At 70.3% G+C, this 19673-nt stretch carries 15 protein-coding genes and 3 pseudogenes; 9 read left to right on the top strand and 9 right to left on the bottom strand.

All coding sequences use genetic code 11. The annotated features are described in order from the left end of the window. The 3 genes and pseudogenes from E2651_RS26910 to E2651_RS26900 form a co-directional block, all read right to left on the bottom strand. Positions 1-141 (bottom strand): annotated as a pseudogene (locus E2651_RS26910) (RidA family protein); the annotation flags it as partial. Between the two features lie 7 nt (positions 142-148). After that, a complete protein-coding gene (locus tag E2651_RS26905; RefSeq protein ID WP_135333813.1) occupies positions 149-907 on the bottom strand; it encodes an IclR family transcriptional regulator in 759 nt (252 codons plus the stop codon). Continuing rightward, positions 904-1998 (bottom strand): sugar kinase, encoded by a 1095-nt coding sequence (locus E2651_RS26900; RefSeq protein WP_280922807.1) that lies wholly within the window; start codon positions 1996-1998, stop codon positions 904-906. Before E2651_RS26900 ends, E2651_RS26905 begins: the two co-directional genes overlap by 4 nt. A gap of 139 nt (positions 1999-2137) precedes the next feature. Here E2651_RS26900 and E2651_RS26895 point away from each other — a divergent pair, with 139 nt between their 5' ends. The 3 genes from E2651_RS26895 to E2651_RS26885 all read left to right on the top strand — a co-directional run bounded on the left by E2651_RS26895 (position 2138) and on the right by E2651_RS26885 (position 5794). Further along, the gene (locus E2651_RS26895; protein ID WP_135333812.1) at positions 2138-3451 is read left to right on the top strand and encodes an amino acid deaminase; all 1314 of its coding nucleotides are present in this window, start codon (positions 2138-2140) and stop codon (positions 3449-3451) included. 98 nt (positions 3452-3549) lie between these two features. Beyond that, positions 3550-5151, top strand: coding sequence for a D-aminoacylase (locus tag E2651_RS26890; protein ID WP_135333811.1), 1602 nt, complete (start codon positions 3550-3552; stop codon positions 5149-5151). Between the two features lie 163 nt (positions 5152-5314). Continuing rightward, entirely contained in the window at positions 5315-5794 is a 480-nt protein-coding gene (locus E2651_RS26885; protein WP_135333810.1) for a cupredoxin family copper-binding protein, read from the top strand. An 18-nt stretch (positions 5795-5812) separates the two neighbouring features. On the opposite strand, the gene E2651_RS26880 is transcribed toward E2651_RS26885, so the two are convergent. The 4 genes from E2651_RS26880 to E2651_RS26865 all read right to left on the bottom strand — a co-directional run bounded on the left by E2651_RS26880 (position 5813) and on the right by E2651_RS26865 (position 11543). Continuing rightward, entirely contained in the window at positions 5813-7615 is a 1803-nt protein-coding gene (locus E2651_RS26880) for a P-loop NTPase fold protein (protein ID WP_135333809.1), read from the bottom strand. Between the two features lie 25 nt (positions 7616-7640). Further along, positions 7641-8507 (bottom strand): trypsin-like peptidase domain-containing protein, encoded by an 867-nt coding sequence (locus E2651_RS26875; RefSeq protein WP_135333808.1) that lies wholly within the window; start codon positions 8505-8507, stop codon positions 7641-7643. 197 nt (positions 8508-8704) lie between these two features. After that, positions 8705-9535, bottom strand: coding sequence for a serine protease (locus E2651_RS26870; RefSeq protein WP_135333807.1), 831 nt, complete (start codon positions 9533-9535; stop codon positions 8705-8707). A gap of 133 nt (positions 9536-9668) precedes the next feature. After that, a complete protein-coding gene (locus E2651_RS26865) occupies positions 9669-11543 on the bottom strand; it encodes a protein kinase (protein WP_348541671.1) in 1875 nt (624 codons plus the stop codon). A 186-nt stretch (positions 11544-11729) separates the two neighbouring features. Between E2651_RS26865 and E2651_RS26860 the strand changes: the two genes are divergently transcribed. Together E2651_RS26860 and E2651_RS26855 are read left to right on the top strand one after the other, a co-directional pair. Further along, positions 11730-12941, top strand: coding sequence for a pyridoxal phosphate-dependent aminotransferase (locus tag E2651_RS26860; RefSeq protein WP_135333806.1), 1212 nt, complete (start codon positions 11730-11732; stop codon positions 12939-12941). 132 nt (positions 12942-13073) lie between these two features. Then, positions 13074-13481: a hypothetical protein gene (locus tag E2651_RS26855; RefSeq protein WP_135333805.1), complete on the top strand. Its 408-nt coding sequence runs from the start codon at positions 13074-13076 to the stop codon at positions 13479-13481. A 150-nt stretch (positions 13482-13631) separates the two neighbouring features. Here E2651_RS26855 and E2651_RS26850 read toward each other — a convergent pair whose 3' ends face one another. Then, positions 13632-15344, bottom strand: coding sequence for an Ig-like domain repeat protein (locus E2651_RS26850; RefSeq protein ID WP_135333804.1), 1713 nt, complete (start codon positions 15342-15344; stop codon positions 13632-13634). Between the two features lie 215 nt (positions 15345-15559). After that, complete coding sequence (locus tag E2651_RS26845; RefSeq protein ID WP_135333803.1) at positions 15560-17392, bottom strand: phosphoenolpyruvate carboxykinase (GTP); 1833 nt, start codon at positions 17390-17392, stop codon at positions 15560-15562. A 323-nt stretch (positions 17393-17715) separates the two neighbouring features. Here E2651_RS26845 and E2651_RS26840 point away from each other — a divergent pair, with 323 nt between their 5' ends. The 4 genes and pseudogenes from E2651_RS26840 to E2651_RS26825 all read left to right on the top strand — a co-directional run. After that, complete coding sequence (locus tag E2651_RS26840; RefSeq protein WP_135333802.1) at positions 17716-18432, top strand: hemolysin III family protein; 717 nt, start codon at positions 17716-17718, stop codon at positions 18430-18432. A 122-nt stretch (positions 18433-18554) separates the two neighbouring features. Further along, a pseudogene (locus tag E2651_RS26835) lies at positions 18555-18755 on the top strand (MFS transporter); the annotation flags it as partial. Next, entirely contained in the window at positions 18752-19429 is a 678-nt protein-coding gene (locus E2651_RS26830; RefSeq protein ID WP_135333800.1) for a TetR family transcriptional regulator, read from the top strand. The pseudogene E2651_RS26835 and the gene E2651_RS26830, both read left to right, overlap by 4 nt. Positions 19430-19433: 4 nt before the next feature. Then, positions 19434-19673: pseudogene (locus E2651_RS26825) on the top strand (hypothetical protein); the annotation flags it as partial.

Below are 19673 nucleotides of genomic sequence, written 5' to 3'. Positions count from 1 at the left end.
GGTGGGGGCCTTGCCCTCCTCGGCGGGGAGGAAGCCGACCTGCCCGGCGACCTGAAGGATGTTGCCCTTCTTCACGCCGTGGGAGAACTTCGCGGGCGGGGTGGTGTGGGTGGCCGGAGTGAGGGCGATCTTCTCGGTCATGGCTGGTTCAGGCTTCCTTGAGGGGTGACTTTCCGGAGTACTCCCGGCTGACGGCGTCCGCCGTACGGCGCACCAGCGGGAGCAGCGTGAGGAGTTCCTCGGCGGTGACGACGACATTCGGCGCGGAGACCGACATGGCGGCGACGACCCGGCCGTCCGCACCGCGGATGGGGGCCCCGATGCAGTTGATGGACTCCTCGTGACCACCGAGGTCGGTGGCCCAGCCCTGTTCGCGTACGGCGCTGAGCTCCTTGAGGAACGCGGCGGCGTTGGGCGTCGAACGGGACGTGTACGTGGGGTAGTCGAGCTTCTCCGCGATGGCGCGGCGCTCGGCTTCGGGGAAGTCGGCGATCAGGAGCTTGGCCACGGCGGCGACCGTGATGGCCACCGGCTTTCCGATGCGCGAGTACATCCGCACCGGGTAGCGGCTCTCGACCTTGTCGATGTAGAGGACTTCCTGCTCCTCGTAGACCGCCAGGTGCACCGTGTGGCCGCACTTCTCGTTGAGCGCGAGGAGGTGCGGGTGGGCGATCTCGCGTACGTCGAGGTTCTCGACGGCCTCCTGGGCGAGCGCGAAGAGGCGGGCGCCGAGGCGGTAGCGCTGGTCGGACTGGCGGTAGACCAGGCCGTGTTCGTGGAGCGTGCGAAGGAGCCGGAGCGCGGTGGACTTGTGCACGTCGAGGCGTTCGGCGACCTGGCCGAGGTCGGCGGGACCCTCCGCGAGCAGCGGCAGGATGGACAGGGCGCGGTCGACGGTCTGACTCATGACGTAAGTACCTCCTGCGCGGCCTCGTCGTCGGCTGCGGTCCAGCCGGGGCCGAGGTGCAGTCTCTCCCAGGCGGCCGCGTCGAGGGCGGCGAGACGGTCGGCGTGGTCCCGGGGAGGGGGCGTGGCGAGGTCGCCGGGGACGGTGAGGGCGGCGGCGGCCATGAGGTGGCCGTGGCGCAGCCGCTGCCCCACGGGGAGCCCCCGCAGCGTCGCGGACAGGAACCCGGCGGCGAAGGCGTCACCGGCGCCGACGGCGGCGACGACGTCGACGCGGGGTGCGGGCTCCTCGTACCGCGCGCCCCTGCTGCCGTAGGCGACGGCTCCGTCCGCGCCCCGCTTGACGACGAGGAGCCGCGGCTCGGGCAGGGCGGCGCGGATCGCGTCGGGGCCGCCGGTGATGCCCCAGGCCTCGGTGGCCTCGTCCTCGCCGACGAAGACGAGGCCGGCGCCGCGCGCGAGGTCGAGGAGCACGTCCTGGCCGCCGTCCGGCCACAGGCCCGGCCGGTAGTTGACGTCGAAGGAGACGCCGTCCGCTCCCGTGGCGGATGGGGTCTCCCCTGCTCGAGCGGAGCCGAGAGCTTGGGGAAGTGTGAGCGCGCGCAGCAGGTCCAGGCAGTCCGCGGAGAGCGCGGCGGTGATGCCGGACAGGTGCAGGAGGTACCCGGAGCGCAGTGCGGCCTGGTCCACGTTGGCCGTGGACATCGCGGAGGCGGCGGATCCGGCGCGGTAGTAGAGGACCTCGTGGGCGTCGGTGTCGCGGTCGTCGGCGGTGCGGAAGTAGATGCCGGTGGGGCGGTGCGGGTCGCGCCCGACGGCGGAGGTGTCCACTCCATAGCGGGCGATCGCCTCGACGAGGTGGTCGCCGAAGCCGTCGGCGCCGACCCGGCTGACCCAGCGGGTGCGGTGGCCGGCCGCCGCGAGGGCGCAGACGACGTTGGACTCCGCGCCGCCGATTCCGCGATCGAAGGAGGGGACGTCGGCGAGGCGGCCGGCGCGGGTGGGCAGGAAGGTGACCATGGACTCGCCGAGCGCCACGACATCGACGGCACCGGTGCCGTCCGCGTAGCCCAGTTCTCCGTGTGCGGTCACTTTCGTCCCAACCCCTTGCTGCTCCTGATCGGCTTTCCGGATCCGTTGACCCGGTGTTGGCTGGGATGTTAGACAGCAGTAAGCGACATACGCAATGACCGTTGCACATCCTGCAACGCACCTTTTCAAGGAGGCGCACATGGCCGCCGACAACGCCGACAGCACCGTCGAAGGGCCCTCCCGACTGGCCTCGGAGCTGGAACGGCTCACCGAGGAGCGGGTCGACCACCGCTTCAAGGCGCTGCCGCCGGACGCGGACGGCCTGACGGTCGGCGAGCTGGCCGCCCAGCGCCGCAACCTCTTCACGGACGGCTTCACCACGCCCGTCCTCGCACTCTCCGCCGAGCGCCTCGAGCACAACCTCGCGCTGATGGAGACGTACTCGGAGCGGCACGGTCTCGCCTTCGCCCCGCACGGCAAGACGTCCATGGCGCCGCAGCTCTTCGCCCGGCAGCTGGAGCGCGGCGCGTGGGGCATCACGCTCGCCGTCCCGCACCAGGTGCGGGTCGCGCGCGCCTTCGGCATCGACCGGATCTTCCTCGCCAATGAACTGGTGGACGCGGCGGCGCTGCGCTGGCTCGCGGCGGAGCTGGACGCGGACCCCTCCTTCCGCTTCATCTGCTACGTCGATTCCGTACCCGGTGTCGCCTTGATGGACGCCGCGCTGCGCGAGGCGGGCGCGACGCGTCCCGTCGACGTCGTGGTGGAGCTGGCCGCGGGCGACGGCGCCAGGACCGGCGTGCGGACCGAGGCCGAGTGCTTCGACATCGCCAACGCCGTGGCGAGCGCGGACACGCTGCGGCTCGTGGGCGTGGCCGGGTACGAGGGTGAGGTGCCGGAGGCTACGCCGGAGCGCGTGCACGCGTGGCTGCGCCGGCTCACATCTCTCGCGGCGGAGCTCGACAAGGCGCACCGGTTCGCGGATCTGGACGAGGTGGTCGTCAGCGCGGGCGGCAGCGCGTGGTTCGACGCGGTGGCGGATGTCTTCTCCGAGATCCCCGAACTGTCGGTGCCGGTGCTCAAGCTGCTGCGCTCGGGTGCGTACGTCTCGCACGACGACGGTCACTACCGCCATCTGACGCCGTTCAACCGCGTCCCGCAGGAGGGCGCGCTGGAGCCCGCCTTCCGGCTGTGGGCGCAGGTGGTCTCCCGGCCCACGCCGGAGCAGGCGTTCGCCAACGCGGGCAAGCGGGACGCGGCGTACGACCTGGACCTGCCCGAGGCGCAGGTCGTCCGCAGGGACGGCGCGGACCGCCCCGCGACCGGGGTCACGATCACGGGCCTCTCGGACCAGCACGCGTGGATCCGGACGACTCCGGAGGGGGAACTGGCGGTGGGCGACTGGATCGGCATGGGCCTGTCGCACCCCTGCACGTCGTTCGACAAGTGGCAGCTGATCCCTCTGGTCGAGGCGGACGGAACGGTCACGGACTACATCCGCACGTACTTCTGACCTCCGGTCAGAGCTGTCCCTCCCTCCCCCAAGCTCAAAGGAGCAGGGGGACCCACCTCCCGATTGCCCCGCAGCAACCAGCGAAGAGAGGCACCTCTATGGACCTGGTCATCCAGGACGCCCGCGTCATCGACGGCACCGGAGGTGCCTCCTACCGTGCCGACGTCGGCGTACACGAGGGCAGGATCACCACGATCCACCACGAGGGGGACACCGGCCCCCGCCCCGCCGGGGGCCAGACCATCGACGCCCAGGGCCTGGCGCTGGCGCCCGGATTCATCGACATGCACGCGCACAGCGACCTCGCCCTCCTCCGCGACCCGGAGCACACCGCGAAGGCCGCCCAGGGCGTCACCCTGGAGGTCATCGGCCAGGACGGGCTGAGCTACGCCCCGGTCGACGACCGCACCCTCGCCCAGGTCCGCCGGGCCATCACCGGCTGGAACGGCGACGGCAGCGACATCGACTTCGACTGGCGCACGGTCGGCGAGTACCTGGACCGCCTGGACAGGCAGGGCATCGCGGTGAACGCCGCGTACCTCATCCCGCAGGGCACGGTCCGCATGTACGCACTCGGCTGGGACGACCGCCCCGCCACCCCCGCCGAGATCGACCGCATGAAGCAGCTGGTCGCCGAGGGGATGCGAGAAGGGGCCGTAGGCATGTCGTCCGGCCTGACCTACACCCCCGGCATGTACGCCGACGACTCCGAACTCACCGAACTCTGCAAGGTGGTGGCCCGGTTCAACGGCTACTACTGCCCCCACCACCGCAGCTACGGCGCCGGCGCCCTCCAGGCGTACGAGGAGATGGTGAACCTCACGCGCACCGCGCACTGCCCCCTCCATCTGGCCCACGCCACCATGAACTTCGGCGTGAACAAGGGCAAGGCCCCGGATCTCCTCGCCCTCCTCGACGACGCCCTCGCGGGAGGCGCCGACATCACGCTCGACACCTACCCCTACACCCCCGGGTGCACAACTCTCGTGGCCATGCTGCCCAGTTGGGCCAGCGAGGGCGGGCCGGACTCCATCCTCGCCCGCCTCCAGGACGACGAGACCGCCGAGAAGATCCGCCATCACATGGAGGTCATCGGCGCCGACGGCTGTCACGGCGTACCCATCGAGTGGGACACGATCGAGATCTCGGGCGTGAGCGACCCCGGGCTCGCCTCCTGCGTGGGCAAGACCATCGCCCGGTCCGCCGCCCAGCGCGGCGAGGAGCCCTGGGTCACCGCCCGCCGCCTCCTCATCAACGACAAGCTCGGCTCGACGATCCTCCAGCACGTGGGCCACGAGGAGAACGTCCAGGCGATCATGCGCCACCGCGTGCACACCGGCGGCAGCGACGGCATCCTGCAGGGCTTCAAGCCGCACCCGCGCGCGTACGGCACGTTCCCGCAGTATCTCGGGCGCTACGCACGGGAGTTGGGCGTCATGCCCCTGGAGGAGACGGTCGCCCACCTCACCTCACGCCCGGCCGCCCGCCTCCGCCTCCCCGACCGCGGCGTCGTCCGCGAGGGCTACCGCGCCGACCTGGTCCTCTTCGACCCGGAGACGGTAGCGGCGGGCTCCACCTTCGAGGCCCCCCGCACACTCCCGACCGGCATCCCGCACGTCCTCATCGACGGCAAGTTCGTGATGCGGGACGGCCTGCGCACGGACGTCCTCGCGGGACGGTCCGTACGCCGGACGCCCTGATCCCTGACGGGTCGAGCCACGCCGGTTCGTCGAGCTTTCGAGTGTGCTCTGTGGGCCATGTGGACGTGCCGAGGGGCCACCGCTCCGTCTCTTGCCCAGACTTCATGATGGGTACCAGAACACATCGACACCTGCACTTCGTCCTGGGCCAGTACCCAGTGACATGACTGGAGAGACCGTGCCCTTCCACCCCCGCAGGCTGCGTGCCGCCGTGGCCATTGCCGCGCTGTGCACGCTGACGACCGTCACCGGCTGCTCGGACGGCGACGGCGGCTCAAACACCTCCGCCACTCCTTCCGCCACTCCTTCCGCCACTCCCTCCGCCACTCCCTCTTCCCCGTCGGCCTCCCCGTCGGCCTCCCCGTCGGCCTCCCCGTCGGGCAAGAAGGAGGAGGTGCGGATCACGATCAAGGACTTCACGTTCGAACCCGCCGACCTGACGGTCGATGCGGGAGCGAAGGTCACCGTGGTCAACGAGGACTCAGCTCCCCACACCGTGACCGCCACCGGCGACAAGGCCTTCGACACCGGCACCATCGCCGCCGGCGAGACGGGCACCTTCACCGCACCGTCGAAGGCGGGCAAGTACGCCTACATCTGCACCATCCACCCGTCCATGAAGGGCTCACTCACCGTCCGCTGACCCGCACCGCCCCGGCCGCTACGGCTGACGCCTCTCCCGCTCCGCAAGCACCCGGTCCACGCACCGGAAGAGATCCGCGACCCCGTCGGCGATCTCGGCGTCGAGTTCGCGGGCCTGATCCCTGCGTGCCGGAGTGACGCGGCCTGCGAAGAAGACGGCGGGGCCCCGGTAGCGCCCGGAGTCCCGCCAGGCCCGAAGATCCGTGAACCCGGCCAGGGGCTCGTCACCACGCCCCACGTCGGAGAGCAGCAGGCCGATGTCCGTCACGCCGAGCACATGCTCGGCCCGCCCGCGCTCCTCAGCCAGGTACACCCGCGCACCGTAGGCCTTCAGGCGGGCGGCGAAGTCGGTGTTGTTGTCCGGGTGATCGTCCACCCACAGGACATTCAGGCCCTCGTATCTGCCGACCCCCTCGGGCCGGTTCCAGGACTCCGCGCTCCAGTCCTCGTCGAAGTCGTCGGAAGCGCGGGGCAGCGGGGCCGCGACCGGCATCCCCCGCTGCAGCCGCTCGATCAGGGCGTCGGCGCTCGGCAGCCCCATCAGCTCCTCGACCAGCGTGACGAAGTTCGCGTCCCGCGCCAACGCCTCGTATCCCGCGGGCAGTTCCTGTTCAAGACGGGCGAGCGAGTGCCCCCAGTCGTCCGCGTCGGCCGGGCCGGGCGCGCCCACCCCTTTAGCGGCGAGGCAGGCGACCGTCCGCGCCCAGTCGCCCGGATCTGGCGCCACCCATGGCTGGCTCAGGACGCGCCGGGCGACCCGGTAGTCGAGGAACTCACGGATGGCGTGCGGTTGTTCACGGCCGCCGAGTTCGTCCCTGACCAGGATCCGATAGAAATCCGCGTACAAGGACTGGAGCAGCAGCGTACGGATCATCGCCTCGGGCCCGAAGCCCGCCTCCGCCCCCCAGACCGGGTTCAGCCGCCACTCCAGTACGAACGCGTTGATCAGCCGCTTGATGCGGCGCGGATTGCGGTGCGACCGCTCGGCGATCACCCGGATCAGGCCGTCCCCCAGAAGCTCCCCGATGCCGGAGCGGTCGGCGCAGCTGCGCACGTACCGCTCGACGTCCTCGGTCCCCGGACGCGGAATGCGGTAGGTCGTCTGGAACAGCTTCTCCATGAAGACCGAGCCCGCCGGGGAGAGTTCGCGCAGCAGTCCGCTCGGGCCGAGCGCCGAACGGTCGCAGCCGACGACGAAGGCGAGGTCCGGTACGTCCAGATAGACCTTGACGGCCTCGCACACGGCGAGCACCGCCTCCTCCGAGCAGCGGTCGAGGTCGTCGATGAAGACCACCAGGAACCGCCGGGTTCCGGCCTCCCCCGAGTCGGCCCATTCCTTGACCAGTTCGCCCAGGGCGTCGCGCATCTCGTTGCGCGTCTTGGCGTCCACCGAAAGGTCCCGCCACAGCCGGTCGACGAGCCCCGCGGCACCGAACGGCGCGGCGACCACGAGCAGCGCGGCCATGATGACCCGGATCAGGGTGCGGTGCTCCGACACGTGGTGGACGGCGCGCCGCAGCGCGTGCGGGTCGAGCCGCGTCAGGACCGACTTGATGAGCCCTTCCAGGGCGTCGGCGCCCGTCGAGGTCCATGCGTTGTACCAGACGGTGTGAACGCCTGGGACGGTCGTCAACTCCTTGCGGACGAGGCTCATCAGGCTGCTCTTGCCCATGCCCCGGCCGGCGTCCACCGCCACCGTCAGGGGTGTCTCGTCGCGTGAGGCGATCAGGAGCTGAGCCAGGCCTCGGGCCGCGTCCCCCGTGCCGAGCAGGTCCGCGTCCGCGCCCTCGACGGGCTCGTCACGCAACAGCGAGAAGTCCATCTCTCAGCTCCCGATCGCCGGCGGATCACGGCCGCGGAAGCCTGCAGCCCGGCCGGTTCAGGTCGATCTTGCTGTCGTGGGTCACGCACGGCACGATCCCGTACGTCTGCTGGGCGTAGTTGATGCCCTTGCGCACCGTCACGTTGCCGTTGCGGTCGACCTCGCAGGGGTTGTCGAGGGTGCAGCGTTCGCCCTCTTCGTTGCCCGTGTTGTTGACGGCGGTGACCTTGCCGGTCTTGTGGTCGATCACGGGTGAGCCCGAGGTGCCGCCGATGGTCTGGCACTCGGGGGTGTAGCGGACCGAGTCCTTCCAGGTCCACTCGCCTTCCTTGAGGCGGTAGACGAAGCCGTCGATCTTGCAGGTGTACGTCTGCTTCCAGTAGCCGGAGACAACGGTGATCGCCCGCCCCTTGACCGGGTGGCCGTCCTCGATCTCCAGCGCCTTGATGCCGTACTTCTTCGTGATCTCGCCGTAGGTGGTGGTGAGTTGGTACAGCGAGATGTCGGTGTCCGTCATCGTCGCGTACGAGATCTTGCTCGCCTTGAGTGTCGCCTTCTCGGCGCCCTTCGCGTCGAGGAGCTTGAAGGTGCGGGTGGACGGCTGGTCGACGATGACCTCACCGGCGGCCGGGAAGCCGCTCTCCAGACAGTGCCCGTTGGAGAGGACGAGCGCGGGGTCGTCCGCCGTGGACTGCGGCATACGGACCACCGAGCCGGAGCAGTTGCTCAGTGCGACGGTTCCGGCGAAGTCGACGGCTTTGACTGCGACTTGAGCGGCGTCCGACCCCTCCGCCGCCTCCGCCGACGCGCCGTCCGGGGCCGCCATGGCCGGCGCGGCGCCGAATCCCACGAGAGTGAGGGCGAGTAATCCGCCCGCGAGAGCCTTCTTCATAGGGAGCCCCCCTGTACGTAGTTGTGGACGTACGACGTACACCCATGCCGTGCTCTGGTGGCATGTGTCATGGGCAGCGTCATTCTTCGGGGGGCCGGGCGTACGGACAAGAGGTGTGAACCCTTGCGTTACGCCCGCCGGGTGGTATGGATCAGCCACTCATCCGTACCACCCGGCGGTTGCCTCAACTCACTTCATCACTTGGGGAGTTCGCAGCCCTCGCGGGTGAGGTCGATCTTGTTGCCGGGGGCCACGCACGGCACGATGCCGTACGTCTGCTGGGCGTAGTTGATGCCCTTGCGGACCGTGACCTTGCCGTTCTCGTCGACCTCGCACGGGTTGTTGTCCGTGCACTCCTGGCCGTCCTCGTTGCCGGTGTTGTTGACGGCGACGACCTTGCCGGTCTCGTCGTCGATCACGGGGGAGCCGGACGTGCCGCCGATCGTCTGGCAGTCGGGGGTGTAGCGGACCGAGTCCTTCCAGGTCCAGTTCCCCTCCTTCAGGCGGTAGGCGAAGCCGTCGATGCTGCACTTGTACAGCTTCTTCCAGTAGCCGGAGGCGACGGTGATCTTCCGCCCCTGCTCCGGACGCGCCGCGTTCAGCTCAAGCGCCTTGATGCCGTACTTGGTCTCGATGTCGGTGTACGTGCTGGTCAGCTCGTACAGCGAGACGTCCGTGTCGGTCATCGTGCCGTAGGCGACCTTGCTCGCCTTGACGGTCCCGGCGTCACTGCCGTTCGCCTTCAGGAGGGTGAAGGTGCGCGACGACGGCTGGTCCACGACGACCTCGCCGGGGCCCGGGAAGCCGCTCTCCAGGCAGTGTCCGTTGGACATGACGAGCGCGGGGTCTTCCGGCTTCGAGTCGGGTACGCGCACGACGGAGCCGGAGCAGTTGCTCAGCGCCACCGTCCCGGCGAAGTCGACCGCCTTCGGCTTGGCCGGGCGTTCGACACTGACGGCCGCCGCGGGCGCCGCCGTTGCTCCGAGGAAGAGCACGGCGAAGCACGCACCGACGAGAGGCTTGTTCATGTGGGGGGTCCCCTCTGATGAATGATGACTGTGTGACCGAAGTTGCTTCGGTTTTGTCATGCGCATTGTTGGGGTACCTGGCCCTGAGGACAAGACCGTAAACGGACACAACTCACCGCTGACAGAACACTTTTCAGCAGCGGGTCGCAGCGCCCACCTGACCGGTGAGGTTGTCGTCCGACATCCAGCCCGACGTGCTCGTGCCCGCCACCTGGACATAAGTCCAGTTGTGGCCATGGGCGTTGACGACAGAGCAGTGGAAGTCGAGCCGCGTGCCGCTCTGGACCGGGGTGACGGCGGAGCAGGTCTGATAGGGGCCGGTCACGATGTTGTAACGGCCGGCCAGGTAGGCGTACGTTCCCGGCTTCGGGTTCCGGTGGCTCCAGCCGCTGCAACTCTTCGACACCGAGCTGGGTTTGGCGGTGGGGGACGCGGGCGGCTGCGGCTCCGTGCCGCCGTCGGCGTCGCCGGTGGGTCTCGACGACGAGCCCGCCTCGCCGCCCTTGCCGTCCTTGCCGTCCTTGCCTGTCTCGCTCGGCCGCTGCGACGGCGTGCGGGACGGCTTGCCCTGCGGGTCCGCCGACGACGAAGGGCTCGGTGTCCGCTTTCCGCCGCCCATGCTGCCGCGGCTCGGCGTGTCGCTGCCCTCGGTCGCACCGGGGCGGCTCGGCGCCGACTGCGCCTCGTCGCTCTTCTCGCCGCTGTCCTTGCCCATCACGGCGTACGTGATGCCGCCCCCGGCGAGTACGACGGCGGCCGCCACCGCCGCGATGACCGCCCTGCTCCGGTTCCGCCGCTGCGCACGTCCCCCGGCGCGGCCCGCGGCGCGCCCGCCGGGCTGCGGAAGCGTGCTCGCCAGACCGCCGGGGACCGGATGACCGACCTGCGGTCCGCCGGGTGCCGGATGGCCGCCGTGCATGGCGCCGGGTGCCGGATGGCCGCCGTGCATGGCGCCGGGTGCCGGATGGCCGCCGTGGGGCGGCTGCGGGAACGGCGACTGCGGGAACGGTGCGGCGGGCGCACCGAAACCGGCTCCCGGGGGAGGCGGCGGGAACCCGCCGGGCGCACCAGCCCCGCCCCCGGTCGCCGCAGCCGCAGGACCGAAGCTCACCGTGCTCCCCGCCGCCACCCGCTCCAGCATCGCCCGCGCCTGGTCCGCGGCGGGCCTGCTCTCCGGGTCCTTCGCCATCAGCGCCCGCAGCACCGGCGTCAGCGCCCCCGCCCGCTGCGGCTCCGGCAGCGGCTCGGTCACGATCGCCGCGAGCGTCGACCACACCGACGTACGACGGAAGGGCGATGTCCCCTCGACCGCCGCGTACAGCGTCATGCCGAGCGACCAGATGTCCGAGGCGGGGCCCGGCTCCCTGCCCTGCGCGCGTTCCGGCGGCAGGAAGTCGAGGGAGCCGACGAGCTGGCCGCTGCGGGTCAGCTTGTCCAGCGCGGCGCCGTCGGAGCCGCCGGCCTCCATGCTGGCTATGCCGAAGTCGGTGAGGACGACGCGGCCGCCCCGCTCGAGGAGGACGTTGCCGGGCTTGACGTCCCGGTGCAGTACGCCGACCTGGTGCGCGGCGTCGAGCGCGTCCATCAGCTTGGCGCCGATCGCGGCGGCCTCGTGCGGCTCCAGGGCGCCGCGCTCGGTGAGCACGTCGTCGAGCGATGGTCCGTCGACCAGCTCCATGACGATGACCGGCAGGCCGTCCTCCTCGGTCACGTCGTGCACCGTGACCACGCCGCTGTGCCGGATCCGGGCGGCGGCCTGCGCCTCCCGCTGCATCCGGACCCGCAGATCGGCAAGATCGTCCGCGGACGCGTCGGTGAAGGCCCGCAGGATCTTGACCGCGACCTCCCGGTTGAGCAGCTGGTCCACCGCCCGGGCGACCACGCCCATGCCCCCGCGCCCGATCGTGGAGGTGACCCGGTAACGCCCTCCGAGCACCTTCCCGATCAGCTCTCCGCCGTTCGATTCCCCCGCCGCCACCGCACGCCCCGTTCCGTAACTGGTCGTCAATTCCCTTATCCGGAAGGCATAAGAGTAGAGGCACCGGCACGCCGTGTGAGCCGCGCACCAGAGGTCCGCACGGGACCCCGCTCCGCCCGCCCCTCCGGAGGTCGTGGAGCCCGGCTGAGGGCCCCGCAGCCCGACGTGTCCTAAAACACGGAGCGGGTCCCGTCACGCGGCCGTAAGCTCGCGGACATGCAGGTCATCCAGTCGACGAAGCTCGCCAACGTCTGTTACGAGATCCGGGGCCCGGTGCTCGAGGAGGCGATGCGGCTGGAGGCGGCGGGCCACCGCATCCTCAAGCTCAACACCGGCAACCCCGCCGCCTTCGGGTTCGAGTGCCCGCCGGAGATCCTGGAGGACGTTCTCCGGAACGTCGGCTCCGCGCACGGCTACGGCGACGCGAAGGGGCTGCTCGCCGCCCGTCGGGCGGTGGTCATGCACAACCAGACCCTGGGCATCGAGACCGACGTAGAGCACGTCTTCATCGGCAACGGCGTCTCCGAGCTCATCGTCATGGCCATGCAGGCCCTGCTCGACGACGGCGACGAGGTCCTCGTACCGTCGCCGGACTACCCGCTGTGGACGGCGGCCGTCTCCCTGTCCGGCGGCACGGCCGTGCACTACCGCTGCGACGAGCAGTCGGACTGGATGCCGGACCTCGCCGACATCGAGCGCAAGGTGACCGACCGCACCAAGGCGATCGTGATCATCAACCCGAACAATCCGACGGGCGCCGTATACAGCGAGGACATGCTGCGGGGCCTCACCGACATCGCGCGCCGCCACAACCTCCTGGTCTGCTCGGACGAGATCTACGACAAGATCCTCTACGACGGCGCGACGCACACCCCGACCGCCGCGATCGCCCCCGACCTGCTCACCCTCACCTTCAACGGCATGTCGAAGGCGTACCGCGTGGCGGGGTACCGGGTCGGCTGGGTGGCGATCTCGGGCCCGAAGGCGCACGCCTCCTCGTACATCGAGGGCCTGACGATCCTCGCCAATATGCGCCTGTGCGCGAACATGCCGGGGCAGCACGGCGTGGTCGCGGCGCTGAGCGGTCGGCAGACGATCAACGATCTCGTGCTTCCGGGCGGCAGGCTCCTCGAGCAGCGCGATGCCGCGTACGACCTGCTCACGCAGATCCCGGGCGTGAGCTGCGTGAAGCCGAAGGGGTCGCTGTACCTCTTCCCGCGGCTCGACCCGAAGGTCTTCAAGATCAAGGACGACCGCCAGATGGTCCTCGACCTGCTGCGCGCCGAGAAGATCATGGTCGTCCACGGCACCGGCTTCAACTGGCCGGAGCCTGATCATTTCCGCATCGTGACGCTGCCGACGGCGACGGATCTGACCGAGGCGATGAAGCGGATCGGCAACTTCCTGGACGGCTACAGCCAGCCGTAACGCTCGCGCTGTGCGGGAGCGGTCTGTGGGCCGGGCGCCGGTTGGCGCCCGGCCCACAGGATTTTCGGACCGCGCTCAACTTTAGACGAAATCTAAGCTAGGATGGGCCCAACACCGCTTGGAGGCCACCGCATGTACGAGCCGATCCGCACCAAGTCGGTCCACTCGCTGGCCGACGATGCGACCTACCCGCACCGCACCCGCGAAGAGGAGCTGGACATCCAGCTCGCGGGGCATCTGGCCGCGCTCCTCGCCGTCACCGACGAGCTGCGCGCGCTCGCGCCGTCGGCTGAACTGGACGCCGCCGCCGATGAGTTGACCCGTGAGGTCACCCGGCTGCGGGGCCTCGCGCCGGTCCGTTCGGCCGTGGTGACCGCGATCCACGAGCCCCACCTCACCGCCCTGCACCAGCGCGCCCATGCCCTCGCGGGCCGCGCCCTGGTGGTGGCCGCGTCCCGCGCGGACACGGCGGCGGCGATTCTCGCTGCGCGGCGCATGGACGCTCATGAGGGTGCTGCCCGGCTGGTTGGCGCCCACTGAGCAGCCGCTGAGCTGTTTGCGCGGCTGCGGGTGCTTGTGGCTTGTCGCGCGGTTCCCCGCGCCCCTTCGGGGCGCTCCCGCTAGGCGCGGCCCCTATGCGGCCCCGGTCCGAAGGCCCCGAGGCCTTCGGACCGGGAGCCATCTACCCGGCTAGCTGATCACCCGTACCGTCGCCTCGGCCGACGATCCGGAGTGCAGGGCATCGCCCTCGTAGCTCACCGCGTACACCGTCCTGCCCCGCTTGCTCGGCAGGTCCTTGATGCGGAACGTGCCGTCCGCGGCGACCGGCGCCGATGTCAGCTCACCCGTTGCGCCGAAGCGGTCCGTGCGGGTCACCTTCAGGCTGATCCCGGACGGCAGCGCGCGCCCCTGGCCGGTCAGCTTGCCGGTGATCTCGACGCCGCCCTCGCGGGTCGCCTCGGCCGGTGCCGTCAGCGCGATCGACGTCGGGGCCTTGGCCACGTCCAGCGTGAGCGTGACGTCCTCGGCGGGGCGGTGTGTGACGTCGCCGAGGAACCGCAGCGTGTACGTCGCCTCGCCCACCCTGTCCGGCACGTCCAGGACGGTGAAGCTGCCGTCGGCCGCGACCTTGGCGGCCGCCACTTCCTGCGTGCCGTCGGCGTCCTCGCGGACCGCGGTGACCTTCACGGGCTCCGCGGGCGCGGGCCCGTCCAGCTCCAACTTGCCCCGGATGCCGAGCGGTTCACCCACGACGGCCTGCGTGGGCGTCGTGGTGAGCGCGCCGGTGAAGCGCGAGTCGTACTGCGCGGCCGGCGGCTGGATGACGTGCAGCCAGTGGTTGCCGCCGCCGTCGGACGCCACCGCGAAGAGCCGCGAGCCGTCCTTGGCCCAGCCCAGGCCCTGCGGCACGATCCGCGTCCCGTCGAGCGCCCCCTCGAAGGCGAACTCCATCGGCGCGGTGCCGTCCGCCGGGTCGGCGGGCTGGATGAGGAGATCGGCCGTACTGCCGGAGGCGACCGCGCCCCGCGCCACGTACTCGCCGTCGCCGCTGAACGCCACCGCCGATGCCTTCGCGCCGTCCGGCAGCGGCTGGTAGCCGGCCGGGGCGTCCGCCAGGTCGCCGGCGTCGAGCAGCCGGGTGCCGTACGCGGCGTCGGCGACGGCGATCCGCTTGCCGTCGGCGCTCTGGGCGATGTCCTTCAGGTCGAGCGCGCCCTTGCCCTCCGCGTCCGCGAAGCGCCGCGAGGGGCCCCGCACCAGGTTCTCGCCGCTCGCGTCGAACGTGGTGAGGAACGGATTGGCGCCCTCCGCCGCCCCCGCCTGCCCCATCACGAGCCGGTCCGGCGCCTCGGGCCCGGCCTCCAGCCTCAGCCGCCCCTGGCTGTTCCAGCCGGTGTCGTCGAAGGTGGTGCCGCTGACCCCGTACAGCATCGCGATGTTGTCGGGCCGGTCGCAGTACCCGTCGGTGTACGGCGTCTCCGTGAACCACGTCTTGCCGCCCGCCACGGCGACGTCCCGGCCGCAGGTGACGTCGTAGGGCGTGAAGGAGGCGCCGGTCCTGGTCTGCGTCGCCGTGTCGAACGTCAGCATGCGGTTGGACTGCGACACGTGCAGCGTCGCGCCGTCCGCGCTGAGCGCCATGCCGGAGACCGGCTGGTCGGTGGCGAGCGAACTCACCTTCTGGCCCTGGAAGTTGTAGACCAGGACCTCGCTCGCACCACTGCCCTTGCGGCCGTCGGTGACGTACACACGCTCGTGCGCGGAGTCGACCACCATCGCCCCGAACGAGGAGATGGGCAGCTTCGCCACCTCGTCCGACGGGGTGACGGCGTACGCGGCGGGCGTCCCGACGGCGACGATTCCGGCCGATCCGAGCGCCACCGCGAGGGCGATGCCGGTCATACGTCTCAGTCGCTGAGATTTCTTCAACTTGGCCCCCCACAGGCTCTTTTGACGGCCCGTATTGATCGACGGCCGCCTTGTGGGGACATTGAAACATGTGGGGTGCATGTGAAGGCGACGTTCACAAAATGTGTGTACGTGCATGCGTGGCAGGGATACGCACACGGAAGGGCCCCGCACGCCGTTGTGCGGGGCCCTTCCGGAACGCGGGTGCGTCAGCCGAGGCGGCGCACCAGCTCGCGGTACTCGTCCCACAGCTCCGTGGGCGTGTGGTCGCCGAAGGTGTTGAGGTGCTCGGGGACGAGCGCGGCCTCCTCGCGCCAGACCTCCTTGTCGACCGTGAGCAGGAACTCCAGGTCGGAGTCGGCCAGTTCGAGGCCCTCGGTGTCCAGGGACTCCTTCGTCGGCAGGATGCCGATGGGGGTCTCGACGCCCTCGGCCTTGCCGTCGAGGCGGTCCACGATCCACTTCAGGACGCGGGAGTTCTCACCGAAGCCGGGCCACACGAACTTGCCGTCGGCGTTCTTGCGGAACCAGTTCACGTAGTAGATCTTCGGCAGCTTGGACTGGTCCTTGTCCGCGCCGACCTTGATCCAGTGGGCCATGTAGTCGCCCATGTTGTAGCCGCAGAACGGCAGCATGGCGAACGGGTCGCGGCGCAGCTCGCCGACCTTGCCCTCGGCGGCGGCGGTCTTCTCGGACGCGACGTTCGCGCCGAGGAAGACGCCGTGGTTCCAGTCGAAGGACTCGGTCACCAGCGGCACGGCGCTCGCGCGGCGGCCGCCGAAGAGGATCGCCGAGATCGGCACGCCCTTGGGGTCCTCCCACTCGGGCGCGATGATCGGGCACTGCGAGGCCGGGGTGGTGAAGCGCGCGTTCGGGTGCGCGGCCGGGACGCCCGACTCGGGGGTCCAGTCGTTGCCCTTCCAGTCGGTGAGGTGGGCCGGAGTCTCCTCCGTCATGCCCTCCCACCAGACGTCGCCGTCATCGGTCAGCGCGACGTTCGTGAAGACCGAGTTGCCCCACAGCGTCTTCATGGCGTTGGCGTTGGTGTGCTCGCCGGTGCCGGGCGCGACGCCGAAGAAACCGGCCTCGGGGTTGATGGCGTAGAGGCGGCCGTCCTCGCCGAAGCGCATCCAGGCGATGTCGTCGCCGATGGTCTCGACGGTCCAGCCGCGGACGGTCGGCTCCAGCATGGCGAGGTTCGTCTTGCCGCAGGCGCTCGGGAACGCGGCGGCGACGTACTTGCTCTCGCCCTGCGGCGGGGTCAGCTTGAGGATCAGCATGTGCTCGGCGAGCCAGCCCTCGTCGCGCGCCATGACGGAGGCGATGCGCAGGGCGTAGCACTTCTTGCCGAGCAGGGCGTTGCCGCCGTAGCCCGAGCCGTACGACCAGATCTCGCGGTCCTCGGGGAAGTGCGAGATGTACTTGGTGGAGTTGCAGGGCCACGGCACATCGGCCTCGCCCGCCTCCAGCGGCGCGCCCAGCGTGTGGACGGCCTTCACGAAGAAGCCGTCGGAGCCGAGCTCGTCCAGGACCGGCTGGCCCATGCGGGTCATGGTGCGCATGGATACGGCGACGTACGCGGAGTCGGTGATCTCGACGCCGATCGCGGAGAGCGGCGAGCCGACCGGGCCCATGCAGAAGGGCACGACGTACATGGTGCGGCCGCGCATGGAGCCGCGGAAGACGCCCTTCTCGCCCGTGAAGATCTCCCGCATCTCCGCGGGGGCCTTCCAGTGGTTGGTCGGGCCCGCGTCCTCCTCCTTCTCGGAGCAGATGAAGGTGCGGTCCTCGACGCGCGCGACGTCGGTCGGGTCGGAGGCCGCGTAGTACGAGTTCGGGCGCTTGATCGGGTCGAGCTTCTTGAACGTGCCCTTGGCCACGAGCTCCTCACACAGGCGCTCGTACTCGGCCTCGGAGCCGTCGCACCAGACCACGCGGTCCGGCTGCGTCAGCTCGGCGATCTCGTCCACCCAGGTGACGAGCTCCTGGTGGTTGGTGGGAACGGTGTCCACGGAAAGGGGAGCCGCGATGTCGCGCGCCACGATTGCTCCTATATGAAGGGTTTTAGGTTTGTTGCCCCGTGGGGGCTGCGACCCGGACGCTTCACGTGTTGATCCCTCTGGCGCTCATCCGGTGCCGACCGCACTCATTTGATCATCCGATGGTTCTGCGCATATGTCCAGAGTGCCTCACACGTGAGCGGAGTGAGCATCGCCACTCACGCGCACGGGCTTCCGCGCGCGGATCCGTCACTTGTAGGCTCGGACCTCCACGCTCGGGTATCGCCGTGAGCATCGCCACTTGTGGACATCGGACCTGCCCCGACTGATGCGTAACTTACGGTTGCGTAGGTACGATGCCCGTCATGACCGCACCCGTCCCCGACGCGATCACGAACTCCCCGGCCACAAGCCCCGATTCGTCCGCGCTCGTCGCCCCGTCGCTCCCGGCGAAGCCGAAGATGCGCGGCTGGCTGCACGCCGGCATGTTCCCCGCAGTGGTCGTCTCCGGCCTGGTGCTCACCGCCCTTGCGGACTCCACCCGCGGCCGGATCGCCTGCGGCATCTTCGCCCTGTCCGCCTGCCTGCTCTTCGGAGTGAGCGCGCTCTACCACCGGGGCAACTGGGGCCCGCGTGCGGACGGCATCCTGCGCAGGCTCGACCACTCCAACATCTTCCTGATCATCGCGGGCACGTACACGCCGCTGACGATGCTGCTGCTCCCCGAGGCGAAGGGGCAGTGGCTGCTCTGGGGCATCTGGGGCGCGGCCGTCGCGGGCATCGCCTTCCGCGTGTTCTGGGTCGGCGCCCCGCGCTGGCTCTACACGCCGTGCTACATCGCGATGGGCTGGGCCGCGGTCTTCTTCCTGCCGGACTTCATGCGGACGGGCGGCATCGCCGTACTCGTCCTGGTGATCGTCGGTGGACTCCTCTACAGCGCGGGCGGCGTGATCTACGGCATCAAGCGCCCCAACCCCTCACCCCGCTTCTTCGGCTTCCACGAGGTCTTCCACTCGCTGACGCTGGCGGCCTTCGTCGTGCACTACGTCGGCATCTCGCTGGTGGCCTACCAGCACGGATAGCCCCTGCCCCCACCTCCTCTCCCCCATGGCCGCGACTTTCGAGTCGCGGCCATGCGCATGTCTTGACGGTGACACCGCCAGGACCCCCGCCGCTGGTGGGCACTCGCCGCCCTGGTCGCGGGCATGCGATCGCCGACCGCCTGGGGCTGCCGGGGCTCGTCGAATCCGCCGACTCCGCGTACGTGACCGGAATGGGCGTCGTCCTCTGGGTCAGCGGCGTGGCAGCCCTGGTGACGGCGCTCCTGGTGGCCGCGCTGCTGCGGACCCCGGAGCCCGGCGCGGCCGCCGACATGGCCCCGCGGCCCGCGGATGCCCGACAATGAACGTCATGACGGCCGTACGCAGCACCGCCTCCAAACACGCCGCCCAGCTGGGGCTTCGCGAGCGGAAGAAGCTGAAGACCCGCATCGCGATCCGTGAGGCGACGTACGGGCTGATCCGCGAGCAGGGGTACGAGGCGACGACGGTCGAGCAGATCGCGGACGCGGCGGAGGTCTCCCCCTCCACGGTCTTCCGCTACTTCCCCACCAAGGAGGACATCGTCCTCACCGACGAGTACGACCCGCTCCTGGAGGACGAACTGCGGGCCCGCCCCGCAGACGAGCCGATCGCCGAGTCGCTGCGGCACGTGATCCGCAGGGCGGTGGGCCTCGGCTTCGCGGCGGAGCCGGAGGTGTCGCGCCTGCGCACCCGCCTGATGATCGAAGTCCCCGCCGTACGTTCCCGGATGCTGGAGAGCATGTCGGTCACCGGCCGCATGCTGTGCCGGGTCATCGCGGAACGGACCGGGCGCGACGCGGACGATCTTGAGGTGCGGGTCTTCTCCATGGGCCTGATCGGGGCGCTGACGGAGGCGACCGCGTACTGGGCGGAGCACGACCACCGCGACGACCTGGGCCAACTGGTGGACCGCACGCTGGACATGCTGTCGTACGGCTTCGCCGCGTCGGACGGCGGAAAATCCCCCGAGGCCGGCGGACCCGCCGTGCCATCCTGACCCCATGAACGGTCCGGAGATCCTCATCGACTTCGCCCCCGAGCTGGGGATGTTCGTCCCGCACGAACGAAGGAACGGCCCCAGCAAGGCCGTTACCGACGGCGCGTCCACGCTCGGGCACGTCGTCGAGTCACTCGGCGTCCCCCTGACGGAGGTGGGCGCACTGATGGTGGACGGTGTGGAGGTCCCCGCCTCGCACATCCCCGCGGCGGGCGAGACGGTCTCGGTCCGCACCGTCCCCCGC

Origin of the sequence: Streptomyces sp. MZ04 (assembly GCF_004684775.1) — a bacterium.
In the GTDB taxonomy this organism is placed as follows: Bacteria; Actinomycetota; Actinomycetes; order Streptomycetales; family Streptomycetaceae; genus Streptomyces.
Note: the sequence above shows the minus strand (reverse complement) of the source record. Positions and strands in the feature narration are given on the sequence as shown.